The organism is Cellulosimicrobium funkei, from assembly GCF_001019615.1.
GTDB classification, from domain to species: domain Bacteria; phylum Actinomycetota; class Actinomycetes; order Actinomycetales; family Cellulomonadaceae; genus Cellulosimicrobium; species Cellulosimicrobium cellulans_E.
This window is the reverse complement of the sequence record NZ_JNBQ01000002.1, coordinates 355,607-368,681: the sequence shown is the minus strand read 5'-3', so window position 1 is coordinate 368,681 and position 13,075 is coordinate 355,607. Positions and strand designations below refer to the sequence as shown.

10 protein-coding genes and 1 pseudogene are annotated in these 13,075 nt (G+C 73.5%); 9 read left to right on the top strand and 2 right to left on the bottom strand.

Annotation, left to right across the window (positions count from 1 at the left end; genetic code table 11):
• The first annotated feature begins 46 nt into the window (after positions 1-46).
• The 5 genes from FB00_RS04075 to FB00_RS04055 all read left to right on the top strand — a co-directional run bounded on the left by FB00_RS04075 (position 47) and on the right by FB00_RS04055 (position 5,477).
• On the top strand, positions 47-793 hold the full coding sequence (locus FB00_RS04075; RefSeq protein WP_231581704.1) for an MIP/aquaporin family protein: 747 nt from the start codon (positions 47-49) through the stop codon (positions 791-793).
• A 139-nt stretch (positions 794-932) separates the two neighbouring features.
• Complete coding sequence (glpK, locus tag FB00_RS04070) at positions 933-2,450, top strand: glycerol kinase GlpK (RefSeq protein WP_047231522.1); 1,518 nt, start codon at positions 933-935, stop codon at positions 2,448-2,450.
• A gap of 161 nt (positions 2,451-2,611) precedes the next feature.
• The gene (locus FB00_RS04065; RefSeq protein WP_047231521.1) at positions 2,612-3,121 is read left to right on the top strand and encodes a pyridoxamine 5'-phosphate oxidase family protein; all 510 of its coding nucleotides are present in this window, start codon (positions 2,612-2,614) and stop codon (positions 3,119-3,121) included.
• 67 nt (positions 3,122-3,188) lie between these two features.
• Positions 3,189-4,154 carry an NAD(P)-dependent alcohol dehydrogenase gene (locus FB00_RS04060; protein ID WP_047231520.1) on the top strand — a complete coding sequence of 322 codons (966 nt, stop codon included), beginning with the start codon at positions 3,189-3,191 and terminating at the stop codon, positions 4,152-4,154.
• An 18-nt stretch (positions 4,155-4,172) separates the two neighbouring features.
• Positions 4,173-5,477 (top strand): alpha/beta fold hydrolase, encoded by a 1,305-nt coding sequence (locus FB00_RS04055; protein WP_047231676.1) that lies wholly within the window; start codon positions 4,173-4,175, stop codon positions 5,475-5,477.
• A 51-nt stretch (positions 5,478-5,528) separates the two neighbouring features.
• Here the strand turns inward: FB00_RS04055 and FB00_RS04050 are convergent, their stop codons facing one another.
• Positions 5,529-7,049 carry an XRE family transcriptional regulator gene (locus FB00_RS04050; protein ID WP_047231519.1) on the bottom strand — a complete coding sequence of 507 codons (1,521 nt, stop codon included), beginning with the start codon at positions 7,047-7,049 and terminating at the stop codon, positions 5,529-5,531.
• A gap of 119 nt (positions 7,050-7,168) precedes the next feature.
• Between FB00_RS04050 and FB00_RS04045 the strand changes: the two genes are divergently transcribed.
• The 3 genes and pseudogenes from FB00_RS04045 to FB00_RS04040 all read left to right on the top strand — a co-directional run bounded on the left by FB00_RS04045 (position 7,169) and on the right by FB00_RS04040 (position 10,617).
• Complete coding sequence (locus FB00_RS04045) at positions 7,169-9,109, top strand: phosphoenolpyruvate carboxykinase (GTP) (protein WP_047231518.1); 1,941 nt, start codon at positions 7,169-7,171, stop codon at positions 9,107-9,109.
• Positions 9,110-9,203: 94 nt separating this feature from the next.
• Positions 9,204-9,476 (top strand): annotated as a pseudogene (locus tag FB00_RS22620) (PRC-barrel domain-containing protein); the annotation flags it as partial.
• Between the two features lie 454 nt (positions 9,477-9,930).
• Positions 9,931-10,617 carry a hypothetical protein gene (locus tag FB00_RS04040; RefSeq protein ID WP_047231517.1) on the top strand — a complete coding sequence of 229 codons (687 nt, stop codon included), beginning with the start codon at positions 9,931-9,933 and terminating at the stop codon, positions 10,615-10,617.
• A 110-nt stretch (positions 10,618-10,727) separates the two neighbouring features.
• Here FB00_RS04040 and trpS read toward each other — a convergent pair whose 3' ends face one another.
• A complete protein-coding gene (gene trpS, locus FB00_RS04035) occupies positions 10,728-11,876 on the bottom strand; it encodes a tryptophan--tRNA ligase (RefSeq protein ID WP_047231516.1) in 1,149 nt (382 codons plus the stop codon).
• Positions 11,877-12,118: 242 nt separating this feature from the next.
• Between trpS and FB00_RS04030 the strand changes: the two genes are divergently transcribed.
• Positions 12,119-13,042, top strand: a complete 924-nt coding sequence (locus FB00_RS04030; RefSeq protein WP_047231515.1) for a S1C family serine protease — start codon at positions 12,119-12,121, stop codon at positions 13,040-13,042.
• Positions 13,043-13,075: the final 33 nt, after the last annotated feature.

The window sequence follows — 13,075 nt, the reverse complement described above, 5'->3', positions numbered from 1 at the left end:
CAGAGAAGTCCACCACGAAAGAGAGAGCACGATGGATCAACTCCTCATGAACGCCTTCTGGTCCGAGATCCTCGGCACGGCGACCCTGATCCTCCTCGGTGCGGGCGTCGTCGCGAACGTCATCCTGCCGAGGACCAAGGGCTTCAACGGCGGCTGGCTCCTCATCAACTTCGGATGGGGCCTCGCGGTCTTCACCGCCGTCTACGTGGCCTACAAGTCGGGTGCGCACCTCAACCCCGCCGTGACCATCGGCCTGTTCACCGCGCAGGAGCCGTTCTACTCCGTGACCGGCCCGGAGGGCATGGTCACGGCGACGATCGAGCCCACCGTAGGGAACATGTTCATGTACTTCGGGGCGCAGATGATCGGTGCCTTCATCGGTGCCGTGCTCGCGTTCCTCGCGTACAAGAAGCACTTCGACGAGGACGCCCCCGGTGCGACCAAGCTCGCCGTGTTCTCCACCGGTCCGGAGATCCGCTCCTACGCGTGGAACTTCATCACGGAGGTCATCGCGACCTTCGTGCTCGTGTTCTTCGTCGTGGCCTCCGGCAAGACGCCGTCGGGCCTCGGCCCGCTCGCCGTCGCGCTCGTCGTGGTCGCGATCGGCGCCAGCCTCGGTGGTCCCACCGGGTACGCGATCAACCCTGCCCGTGACCTCGGTCCCCGCATCGCGCACGCGCTGCTGCCGATCCGGGGCAAGGGCTCGAGCGACTGGGCCTACTCGTGGGTCCCCGTCGCCGGTCCGCTGGTCGGCGGTGTCCTCGCCGGCCTGCTCGGTGCCGCCTGGGTCTGACCGACCCGGACGAGCCGGACCTCTCCCCCGCGTGACCGGGGAGCCGGGGGCCTCCCCGGTCACGCGGCCCGCCGCCGTCGGGCGCCGGGCACCCACCACGCAACCCACACCCACACCGACGTGAAGGACTGAACGCACCATGGCCGACTACGTTCTCGCCATCGACCAGGGGACCACGAGCTCCCGGGCCATCGTCTTCAACCACTCCGGGGAGATCGTCTCCACCGGGCAGCTCGAGCACGACCAGATCTTCCCGCGCGCGGGGTGGGTGGAGCACAACCCGGAGCAGATCTGGAACAACGTCCGCGAGGCCGTGGGCCTCGCGCTCACCCGCGCCAACGTCACGCACAACGACATCGCGGCGGTCGGCATCACCAACCAGCGCGAGACCGCCGTCGTGTGGGACAAGACGACGGGCAAGCCGGTCTACAACGCGATCGTCTGGCAGGACACCCGCACGCAGAAGATCGTCGACGAGCTGGGCGGCTCCGACGGCCCCGAGAAGTACAAGTCGATCGTCGGCCTCCCGCTCGCGACCTACTTCTCCGGCCCCAAGGTCAAGTGGATCCTCGACAACGTCGAGGGCGCGCGCGAGAAGGCCGAGGCGGGCGACCTGCTGTTCGGCAACACCGACACGTGGACGCTGTGGAACCTCACGGGCGGCGTCAACGGCGGCGTGCACGTCACCGACGTGACCAACGCGTCGCGCACCATGCTCATGGACCTCGACACGCTCTCCTGGCGCGAGGACATCGCCGCGGACATGGGCATCCCGCTGTCCATGCTCCCCGAGATCAAGTCCTCCTCCGAGGTCTACGGGCACGGTCGCCAGCAGGGCCTGCTCCCCGGCGTGCCGATCGCGGGCATCCTCGGCGACCAGCAGGCGGCGACGTTCGGCCAGGCGTGCTTCGAGGTCGGGCAGGCCAAGAACACGTACGGCACGGGCAACTTCATGCTGCTCAACACGGGCACGGAGAAGGTCATGAGCCAGAACGGCCTGCTCACGACCGTCTGCTACAAGATCGGCGACCAGCCCGTCCGCTACGCGCTCGAGGGATCGATCGCCGTCACGGGCTCGCTCATCCAGTGGCTCCGCGACAACCTCGGCATGTTCGAGGACGCGCCCGACGTCGAGTGGCTCGCGGGCAAGGTCGAGGACAACGGCGGCGCGTACTTCGTGCCCGCGTTCTCCGGTCTCTTCGCCCCGTACTGGCGATCGGACGCGCGCGGCGCGCTCGTCGGCCTCACGCGGTACGTCAACCGCAACCACATCGCGCGGGCCGCGCTCGAGGCGACCGCTTACCAGACGCGCGAGGTGCTGGACGCGATGAACGCCGACTCCGGCGTCGACCTCACCGAGCTGCGCGTCGACGGCGGCATGGTCGCCAACGAGCTCCTCATGCAGTTCCAGGCCGACCAGCTCGGCGTGGACGTCGTGCGCCCCAAGGTCGCCGAGACCACGGCGCTCGGTGCCGCGTACGCCGCGGGCATCGCCGTCGGGTTCTGGAAGGGCGAGCAGGACGTCATCGACAACTGGGCCGAGGACAAGCGGTGGAGCGCGTCGATGGACGACGCCGAGCGCGAGCGCCTCTACCGGAACTGGAAGAAGGCCGTGACGAAGACGTTCGAGTGGGTGGACGAGGACGTCGAGCAGTAGGCCGGTCGTCGCGTCGCTCGCGGGACGCGGCACGTGCGGAGGGGCGGGGCGCCGGGTGCGCCCCGCCCCTCCGTCGTCTCCGCCCGGCGGGCGAGCCCCCGGGCACGTGCCTAGCGTCGGAGGAGGTCGCGACACGGCGGCCTGCCACGACGGGAGACGCCATGACCGACACGCACCACGAGCTGCCGCACGCCGGGTCCGACGAGGTCGAGAAGGTCCGCGAGCTCGTCAAGGACGAGCGGATCGCCATGCTCACGACCGTCGCGGAGGACGGGAGCCTCGTCAGCCGGCCGATGGGCGTGCAGGCCGTCGACTTCGACGGCGACCTGTGGTTCTTCGCCGCGGCGGACTCCCACAAGGTCGCGGAGATCGCCCGCGACTCCGCCGCCAACGCCGCGTTCTCCGGGACCAGCTCCTGGGTGTCGCTCTCCGGGCGCGCCACGCTCGTGCACGACCCGGACAAGATCCGCGAGCTGTGGAACGCCGTCGCCGACGCATGGTTCCCCGACGGCCCGGACACCCCCGGGGTCGTGCTCATCCGTCTGCACGCCGAGTCCGCCGAGTACTGGGACTCCCCCGGCGGCCGCGTCGCGACGCTCTTCAGCCTCGTCAACGCGAAGGTCACCGGGCGCCCGTACGAGGGCGGGGAGAACGAGACCGTGGAGCTCTGAGGGCTTCGCGCTGCCGACCCGCCCCGCCGCGGTCGCTCCCGCCCGCGGGAGTCCCTACGGTGGTCGGGTGCGCGCGTGGGTCTACGAGCGGTACGGCGGCGTCGACGAGCTGCGGCTCCGTGACGTGCCGACGCCTGCACCGGAGAAGGGCGAGGTCCTCGTCGAGGTGGTCGCGACGTCCGTGAACCTGTCGGACTGGGAGGCGCTCCGCGGCAGCCCGGGCTACGCCCGCCTCGACGGGCTCCGCGCACCGCGCACCCGGGTCCTCGGGTCCGACGTCGCCGGTCGCGTCGTGGCGGTCGGGGACGGCGTCACGCGCTTCCGTCCGGGTGACGAGGTCTACGGCGACAACCTCCCGCGCCGCGGCGGGTTCGCGGAGTACGTGGTGATGCCGGAGAAGGCGGTGGCGCACAAGCCGCCCGGGCTGACCTTCGCCCAGGCGTCCGCGATCCCGCAGGCGGGCGCCATCGCCGTGCAAGCCCTCGCGGCGGCGGCGCCGGGGGCTCGCGTGCTGATCAACGGCGCGGGCGGCGGGTCCGGGAGCCTCATGGTCCAGCTCGCGGTCGCGCGGGGCCTGCACGTCACCGCGGTGGACAACGCCGGCAAGCTCGACTTCCTCGAGCGGCTCGGCGCGCACGAGGTGATCGACTACCGGCGGACCGACTTCACGCGCACCGGCCCGTACGACCTGGTGGTCGACCTCGTCGCGTACCGGTCCGTGTTCGCCTATCGGCGCGCGCTCGCCCGCCGTGGTCGGTGCCTGATGGTCGGGGGCACGCTGCGGACGCTGCTCCGCATGCTCACCGTCGGGCCAGTGCTGGGAGCGCTGACCGGTGCACGGCTCGGCGTCCTCGTCGTGCGGCAGGGCCCGCGCCACTTCGCGCCGCTCGCCGACCTGTGCGCCGCCGGCGACGTCGAGATCCACGTGGACCGCACGCTCCCCTTCGCGGACGTGCCCGCCGCGCTCACGCTGCACGGTGAGGGACGCGCCCTCGGGAAGGTCGTCGTCACCGTGCGCGACGCCGCTGGCTAGGGTGGGCGCGTGAGCCTCCTGCGCGAGACCAGCTACACCGTCCCCGGCATCCACGTCACCGACCGCGAGCTCGTGGTGCCGCTCGTCTGGGGCGACGACGGCGACCCCCGGCGCCTGACGCTGTTCGTGCGCGAGCTCGTCGACCCCCTGCGACGTCGGGACGACCTGCCGCTGCTCGTCTTCCTCCAGGGCGGTCCGGGCGGCAAAGGGCCGCGTCCCACCGGTCCCGACGGCTGGCTCGGCACGGCGCTCGACACCCACCGCGTCGTGCTGCTCGACCAGCGCGGCACCGGCCGTTCGTCGGCGGTGCGGGGCGCGGCGCTCGCCGGGCGCGGGACGGGCGCCGCCCAGGCCGACCACCTGGCGCACTTCCGCGCCGACTCGATCGTCGCCGACGCCGAGCACGTGCGGCGCACGGTCTACGGCGGTCGGCGCTGGTCCTCGCTCGGGCAGTCGTACGGCGGGTTCCTCACCATGACGTACCTGTCCCGCGCTCCCGAGGCCCTCGACGCGTGCTTCGTGACGGGCGGCCTGCCGGGGCTGACGGCGGACGCGCGCGAGGTCTACCGCCGCACCCAGCCGCGCGTCGTCGCGAAGAACGCCGCCTACCGCGAGCGCTACCCCGACGACGCGGCCCGGCTCGGGCGCGTCGCGGACCGCCTGGCCGCCGGCGACGTGCGGCTGCCCGACGGCGACGCGCTCACGGTGCGCCGGCTCCAGACGCTCGGCATGGACCTCGGCATGCAGCCCGGCCCGGAGCGCATCCACTGGGTCGTCGACGAGGCGTTCGACGCCGACGCGCCCGACGAGCTCACCGACACGTTCCTCGCCGAGGTCGCCGCGGCGACGTCGTTCCGCACCAACCCGCTCTACGCCGTGCTGCACGAGTCGATCTACGCGCAGTCCGGCACCGGACCCACGGCCTGGGCGGCCGAGGCCGTGCGCGCCGAGGACCCCGCGTTCGACCCGGCGGCCCGGCCGCTGCTGCTCACCGGCGAGATGATCTACCCCTGGATGTTCGACGAGGTCGCCGCGCTGCGCCCCTTCCGCGCGGCGGCGGAGGCGCTCGCCGCCCGCGAGGGCTGGCCGGACCTCTACGACCTCGACGTGCTCGCCCGCAACGAGGTGCCGGTCGAGGCGGCGGTGTACTTCGACGACATGTTCGTCGACGCGGGCCTGTCGCTCGAGACCGCCGCGCACGTGGGCAACGTCCGGACGTGGGTGACGAACGAGTTCGAGCACGACGGCCTGCGCACGGGCGACGTCTTCTCCCGCCTGCGCGACCGCCTCGCCGCCCGCGGCGGCCCCCTCCCCACCCGCTGAGTGCATGAAATAGTCGCGTCTGCGGCCCGCGGACGCGACGATTTCATGCACTCAGCGGGGGGCCGGTGACGGGGCGTGCTTGGCGAGGAACGCGTAGACCTCCGTGGCGTCGACGCCCGGGAACGCGCCGGACGGGAGCGCGGAGAGCACGTGCTGGTGCATGCGCGCGCTCGGCCACGACGCGTCCTCCCAGCGCGCCGCCGCGTCGGCCGCGGGGCGGCGGCAGCACGACTCGTCCGGGCACGACGACTGGCGCCGCACGGTCGTGTCGCGGCCGCGGAACCACTTGGCCGACGCGAACGGCACGCCGACGGCGATCGAGAACTGGCCGGTCGTCGTGGTGCCGGTCTGGGTCGAGCACCAGAACGTCCCGGCGGGGGTGTCGGTGTACTGGTAGGACTCCTGCGCGCGGTCGCGACGCGTGAACGCCTCCCGGACCGCCCACTTGCGGCAGACCATCTGGCCCTCGATCGCGCCCGTGACGTCGGCGGGCAGGGGCAGCCCGTCGTTCTCGTAGCCGCGGAACAGGGCGCCGTCGTCGCCGACGCGCAGGAAGTGCAGCGGGATGCCGAGGTGCACGGTCGCGAGGTTGGTGAAGCGCTGCGCCGCGGCCTCGTGCGTCACGCCGAACGCGTCGCGGAGGTCCTCGACCGCGAGGTCCTTCTCGCGCTTGCGCCGCTCGAGGAACTCGACCGCGGCGGACTGCGGGATGAGGCAGCACGCCGCGAAGTAGGTGATCTCGACGCGCTGCCTCAGGAACTCCGCGTACGAGCGCGGGCGCTCGTGCCCGAGGACGCGGTGCGCGATGGCCTGGAGCGCGAGCGAGCGCAGCCCGTGCCCGCCGGGGATGGACGCGGGGGGCAGGTAGATGCGCCCGTTCGCGAGGTCCGTGACGGTGCGGGTCGAGTGCGGCAGGTCGTCGACGTGCCAGATGGTGAAGCCGAGCTGCTCGGCCATGCGCGCCACGGTGCGGTGGGTGAGCGCCCCGACCGTGTACCCGGCCTTGCGCGCCATGTCCTCCGCGAGCTCCTCGATCTCCGGGTAGTAGTTGTCCCGGGCCTGCCGTTCGAGGCGCAGCTCCGTGTTCGCGCGGCGCGCCTCCTCGGGCGTCGCGACGGCCTCCGTCGCGCGGCGCTGGAGCTCGGCGTGCAGGCCGACGAGGTTCTCCAGGACGGGGAGCGGGAGCTTCTGGCTCGCCTTCACGGCGGGCAGGCCCAGCCCGGCGAACAGCGGCCCCCGCTGCGCGCGGTCGAGCGCGATCTCCAGGGCGGCCCGGCGCGACGGCGGCTCGTCCGTGAGCAGGTCGGTCAGCGGCACGTCGAGGGCCTGGGCGAGGTGCTGGAGGAGCGACAGCCGCGGCTCGCGGCGCCCGTTCTCGATCATCGACAGCAGGCTCGGGGCGGTGCCGACCGCCTCGCCGAGCGCGTCGAGCGTGAGGCCGCGCGCCGTGCGGAAGTGGCGCAGGCGGCGGCCGAGCGTGATGAGGTCCGCCTGCGGCCCGGGCGGCGTCGCCTCTCGGGCGCGACCACCGGGCGGTCCGCTCGGGTGCTCCGTGGGCGGTGATGTGGCCATGGCTTGACGATATGTCAATATCGGCGATTCTTCACAGCGTTCTAGTTGGAAATCTCGCTCTCCGCGGCGCGAGGGTGGAAGGAGCACGAGGCCACCGCCGACCCTTGGGAGCGCCCCCGATGAGCACAGCCGCCCGCACCGACCACCCGCGCCGTACGCGGTCCGCCGCCCTGCTCGACGACGTCGAGACCGACCTCGTCGGGCTGCGCGCGACGTCCGGCTCGGCCTCCGCGCTCGGGAGCGGCGACCCGCGCCCGCGCGACGCCCGCGCGTGGGTCCGGGAGATCGCGAACCTCACCGAGCCGGACGCGATCGTGTGGTGCGACGGCTCCGCGGCGGAGAAGCAGCGGCTCACCGACCTCCTCGTCGACGCCGGGACCCTGCTCCCCCTCGACCCCGAGCTGCGCCCGGGCAGCTACCTCGCGCGGTCCGACCCGAGCGACGTCGCGCGCGTCGAGTCGCGGACGTTCATCTGCTCGCGCGCCGAGGTCGACGCCGGCCCGACGAACAACTGGCGCGAGCCCGAGGCCATGCGCGCCGAGCTGCGTGACGTCTTCGAGGGCTCCATGCGCGGCCGGACCATGTACGTCGTCCCGTTCTCGATGGGCCCGGTGGGGGGGCCGATCTCGCAGGTCGGCATCGAGGTCACCGACTCGCCGTACGTCGTGGTGAGCATGGGGATCATGACGCGCGTCGGCCGGGAGGTCATGGACCTCATCGACGCCGGCGCCCCGTTCGTCCCGGCCGTGCACTCGGTCGGCGCCCCGCTCGTCGACGACACCGGCGCGGTCGCGGACGACGTCCCGTGGCCGTGCAACGACACCAAGTACATCGTCCAGTTCCCCGAGACGCGCGAGATCTGGTCGTACGGCTCCGGGTACGGCGGCAACGCGCTGCTCGGCAAGAAGTGCTTCGCGCTGCGCATCGCGTCGGCCATGGCACGCGACGAGGGCTGGCTCGCCGAGCACATGCTGCTCATCCGCGCGACGTCGCCCGAGGGCCGCGCCTACCACCTCGCCGCCGCGTTCCCCTCGGCGTGCGGCAAGACGAACCTCGCGATGCTGCGCCCGACGATCCCGGGCTGGACGGTCGAGACGATCGGCGACGACATCGCCTGGCTGCGCCCCGGCCCCGACGGCCGCCTGCGCGCGATCAACCCCGAGGCCGGGTTCTTCGGCGTCGCGCCGGGGACCGGCGTCGAGACGAACCCCGCCGCGGTCGAGACCTTCGCGCGCGACACGATCTTCACCAACGTCGCGCTGACCGACGACGGCGACGTGTGGTGGGAGGGCCTGACGCCCGAGCCGCCCGCGCACCTGATCGACTGGACCGGTGAGGACTGGACGCCCGACTCCGGCCGTCCCGCCGCGCACCCGAACTCCCGGTTCACCGTGTCCGCCGCGCAGTGCCCCACGATCGCCGACTCGTGGGAGGACCCCGACGGCGTCCCGGTCGACGCGATCGTCTTCGGCGGGCGCCGCGCGACCAACGTGCCGCTCGTCGCGCAGGCGTACGGCTGGGAGCACGGCGTGTTCATGGGCGCGACCATCAGCTCCGAGCAGACCGCGGCCGCTGAGGGCACCGTCGGTGCCCTGCGCCGCGACCCCTTCGCGATGCTGCCGTTCTGCGGCTACAACATGGCCGACCACTGGGCGCACTGGCTGCGCGTCGGGGCGTCGCTCGACCCCGACAAGCGACCGAAGATCTTCCAGGTCAACTGGTTCCGCAAGGACGCCGACGGCCGCTTCCTGTGGCCCGGGTTCGGCGAGAACTCGCGCGTGCTCGCGTGGATCGCGGCGCAGGTCGACCGCTCGCGCGGCGTGCGTACCGACTGCGGCGCGGTCAAGAGCCCCGTCGGCCTGCTCCCTGCGCCCGGTGCGCTCGAGCTCGGCGGCCTCCACATGGACGACGGCGACCTCGACGCCCTGTTCGACGTCTCGCCCGAGCAGTGGCTCGCCGAGGCCGAGCTGACCGCGGAGTTCTTCGACACGTTCGGCAACCGCGTCCCCGACGAGCTCTGGGCGCAGCTCGCCCGACTGCGGGACCGGCTCGGCGCCTGACCCGCCGGCCGCAACCGCGCCGCGTCGCCGCGCTCGGGCGACGCGGCGCGGGACGCATGCCGCCCACGTGCGTGCGCCCGTGCGCGCTCGCACGATGGAGGTGTCGGCTCCAGCAGACGGGCCTCGGTGCAGCACCGTCCGAGGACCCATCATGATCAGCACGGACCAGATCGAGAGGCTGCTCGCCGGCGGCACCGTCGTCTCGCAGGCCGGTGAGAAGGTCGGCAAGGTCGGCCAGGTCTTCCTCGACGACCACAGCGGCGAGCCCGAGTGGGTGACGGTCAAGACCGGCCTGTTCGGCACCGCCGAGTCCTTCGTGCCCCTCGCGGACGCGGACGTCCAGGGCGACGAGATCCGCGTCCCGTACACCAAGGACACCGTCAAGGGCGCTCCTCGGGTCGACGACTCCGAGGGACACCTCTCGCTCGACGAGGAGGCGGAGCTCTACCGCTACTACGGAAGGCGCTCGACCTCCGCCGACGCCGACCCCTCCCACGACGAGAGCTCCCGACGGGAAGGCGCCGCGAGCGAGGGTGTCGCGAGCGACGGCGCAGCGGACGACGAGGGTGTGGTCGGCAGGCACGCCGCCGGTCCCCCCACGGACGACGCAGCCGCCGCACCCGGCGGCCCCCGTCCCGCTCCGGGGCCGCCCCGGGCGACACGTACCGCCTGCGTCGGTACGTCGTCACCGAGTACATCGCCGAGGCCGTCCCGGCCGACGCGGTCCCTCCGGCGCCGGAGCCTCGTGAGGCGAGCGCCACGGGAGACGCATCCACAGGAGACGCATCCACAGGAGACGCATCCCGAGAGGAGCACCGGCCATGAGCACCAGCTACGGGGCCACCCCGCCCCAGAACGACCCGCGCGACCCCGACCGGCGGGACGACCGCGTCGGAGCGGACCGTGCCGGCGACGAGCGCGCCGCGTCCGGACCCGTGGCACGCGACCGCGAGTCCGTCGTGGCACGCGAGAAGGAGGAGTACGGCGGCATCAAGCTCGGCTCCGCCTTCTTCGGCTGGCTCACCGCCACCGGGACCGCCGTCATCCTCACCGCTCTGGCCGCCGCTGCAGGGGCGGCGTTCGGCCTCTCCGGCACCACCGACGCCCAGGAGGCCGTCGACCAGGCGGCCGAGAACGCCGAGACGATCGGCATCGTCGGCGGCATCGTGCTGGTGGTCGTCCTCTTCGTCGCCTACTACTGCGGCGGGTACGTCGCGGGCCGCATGGCGCGCTTCGACGGCGCGAAGCAGGGCCTCGCGGTGTGGCTGTGGGCCGTGGTCATCGCGATCGTGCTCGCCCTCCTGGGCCTCGTGGCGGGCAGCCAGTACAACGTGCTGTCGCAGCTCAACACGTTCCCCCAGATCCCGGTGAGCGCGAGCGACCTCACGACCGGCGGCGTCATCGCCCTCGTCGCGGCCGCGGTGGTGAGCCTCGTCGGCGCCGTCCTCGGCGGTATCGCGGGCATGCGCTTCCACCGCAAGGTCGACCGGGCCGGCTTGGACGTCTGACGGCGGCGGTGTCGCCGCCCCGACCGAGACACCGCGGGTCGAGCGCTGCGCACGGGAGGGCAGCGCTCGACCCGGAGCTGATCACCGGGTCCGACCCGCGAGCTCGTGCGTCAGTACGACGTGCCCATGAGGTCGTGGACGTCGGCGAGGGTGCGGTCGGCGACGGCGTTCGCGCGCGCGTTGCCCTCCCGGAGCACGTCGAGAGGGTCGGGGCCGTCGCCGGCGGCGAGCACCCGCCGCCGGGCGCGCAGGGGCCGCAGGTGCTCGACGAGCGCCTCGGTCACCACGTGCTTGAGCCGGCCCGCGCCCGCCGCGCCCACCTCGTCCGCGAGCGCCTCCGGCGTCGTCCCCGCGGCGAACGCGCCGAGCGTGAGGAGGTTCGCGACCTCCGGCCGACGCTCGGGCTCGTAGGTGACGTGGCGCTCGGAGTCGGTGCGGTGGCGCCGCACGAAGCGCGCGGTGGCGTCCTCGTCGTCGCGCAGCTCGAGCGCGTTGCCCGCGGACTTGCTCATCTTGCGGCCGTCGGTGCCGAGGACGGTCGGGGCGGGCGCGAGCAGGACGTCGGGCTCGGGGAAGTACGGCTGCGCGGCGGCGTAGCGCTGGTTGAAGCGCCGCGCGATCGTGCGCGTGATCTCCACGTGCGGGAGCTGGTCCTGCCCGCCGGGCACGAGGTTGCCGTGGCAGAACAGGATGTCGGCGGCCTGGTGCACGGGGTAGGTGAACAGCAGGCCGCTCATGGGCCGCCCCTGCCGGACCGCCGCTGCGGCGGCCTCGGCCTTGACCGTCGGGTTGCGCTCGATCTCGGCCGTCGTGACGAGGCTGAGGAACGGGAGCAGGAGCTGGTTGAGAGCGGGGACGGCGGAGTGGGCGAAGATCGTCGTCCGGGCGGGGTCGATCCCGGCGGCCAGGTAGTCGAGGACGACCTCGCGGACGGTGCCGCGCAGGTCGCCGGCGTCGTCGCGGTCGGTGATGACCTGGTAGTCGGCGACGACGAGCACGACCTCCACGCCGTCGTCCTGCAGCCGGACCCGGTTCGCGAGGGTGCCGAGGTAGTGGCCCAGGTGCAGCGCGCCGGTCGGGCGGTCGCCGGTGAGGACGCGGAACCCGGACGGGTCGGCCGCGAGGCGCGCCTCGATCTGCGCGGACCGCTCCCGCGCGGCGGCGACGGACGCGGTCGAGGACGGCGGTGCGGACGAGGGGCCGGACGGCGTGGCAGCGGTCGGACGGGTCGTCTCGGTCGGGTCGAGGGTCGTGGTCATGGCGCTCTCCTTCGGTGGGGAGCCACGCACCACGCCCGGTCGCGGACCGGAGAGGCCCGGACATGACGACGTCCCGGCTGCGGCGCGCAGCTCGGGACGTGGGCAGGACAGGTCACGGCTGCGGGGGCAGCCACCACCAGCTCTGCGTGATCATGCGGCTCACTCTACGCCCGACCGAGCGGCGCCTCGTCCGCCGACGGTGAACGCCGGACGGTCGCCGCCGCCCCCGGCGTTGACCCGACATGGGACCTCTCGACAACTACTCGCGGACCGTCTCGGGCGTCGCGGCCCGCGTCATGCCGGCCGTCGCGGCGCTGCGGCTGCGGCACGGGGCGCGCGAGGCCGGCGGCTCGGCGGTCGTGCTCACGGCCGACGGCCTGCTGCTGACGAACGCCCACGTGGTCGGCCCCGCGACGGGCGGCACCGCGGCGTTCTCCGACGGCACGACCCGCCCCTTCGACGTCGTCGGCACCGACGCGCTCTCCGACCTGGCGGTCGTGCGCGCCCGCGGCGAGACCCCGGACCCGGTGGCGCTGGGCGACGCCGACGGGCTCGTCGTCGGTCAGCTCGTCGTCGCGATCGGGAGCCCGCTGGGGCTCTCCGGGACGGTGACGGCCGGCGTCGTGAGCGCGCTCGGGCGCTCGCTGCCGACGCGGGACGGGACGGCGGCGCGCATCGTCGAGGACGTGATCCAGACCGACGCCGCCCTCAACCCGGGGAGCTCGGGCGGCGCGCTCGCGACCGCCGACGCGCGCGTCGTCGGGATCAGCACGGCGGTCGCGGGCGTCGGGCTCGGGCTGGCGGTCCCCATGAACGCGACGAGCCGGCGCATCGTCGACGCGCTCGTCCGCGACGGGCGCGTGCGGCGCGCGTACCTGGGCGTCGCGAGCCTGCCGGTCGCCGTCGCGCCCGGCCTGGCCGCACGCACCGGGCACGACCGTGCGCTTCGCGTGGTCCACGTGGTACCGGGCAGCCCCGCCGACACCGCCGGGCTGCGCGTGGGCGACCTGATGATCCGCGCGGGCGGCGCCGACACGGTCGAGGCGCAGTCGCTCCAACGGCTCATGCTCGACGAGGCGATCGGGCGCCGCCTCGAGATCACCGTGGTCCGCGGCGAGGCGCTGGTCGACGTGGTCACCGAGCCCGTCGAGCTCGGGCGGTCCTGAGCCCCCGGCGTTCGTCGAGCGAGTCCGTCGGGG

Bases quoted from the DNA above. Each gene is read 5' to 3' on its own strand.
- trpS (WP_047231516.1), bottom strand. From the start codon at position 11,876: ATGACCACGACCCTCGACCCGACCGAGACGACCCGTCCGACCGCTGCC.
- FB00_RS04040 (WP_047231517.1), top strand. From the start codon at position 9,931: ATGAGCACCAGCTACGGGGCCACCCCGCCCCAGAACGACCCGCGCGAC.
- FB00_RS04065 (WP_047231521.1), top strand. From the start codon at position 2,612: ATGACCGACACGCACCACGAGCTGCCGCACGCCGGGTCCGACGAGGTC.
- FB00_RS04030 (WP_047231515.1), top strand. From the start codon at position 12,119: ATGGGACCTCTCGACAACTACTCGCGGACCGTCTCGGGCGTCGCGGCC.
- glpK (WP_047231522.1), top strand. From the start codon at position 933: ATGGCCGACTACGTTCTCGCCATCGACCAGGGGACCACGAGCTCCCGG.
- FB00_RS04050 (WP_047231519.1), bottom strand. From the start codon at position 7,049: ATGGCCACATCACCGCCCACGGAGCACCCGAGCGGACCGCCCGGTGGT.
- FB00_RS04075 (WP_231581704.1), top strand. From the start codon at position 47: ATGAACGCCTTCTGGTCCGAGATCCTCGGCACGGCGACCCTGATCCTC.
- FB00_RS04045 (WP_047231518.1), top strand. From the start codon at position 7,169: ATGAGCACAGCCGCCCGCACCGACCACCCGCGCCGTACGCGGTCCGCC.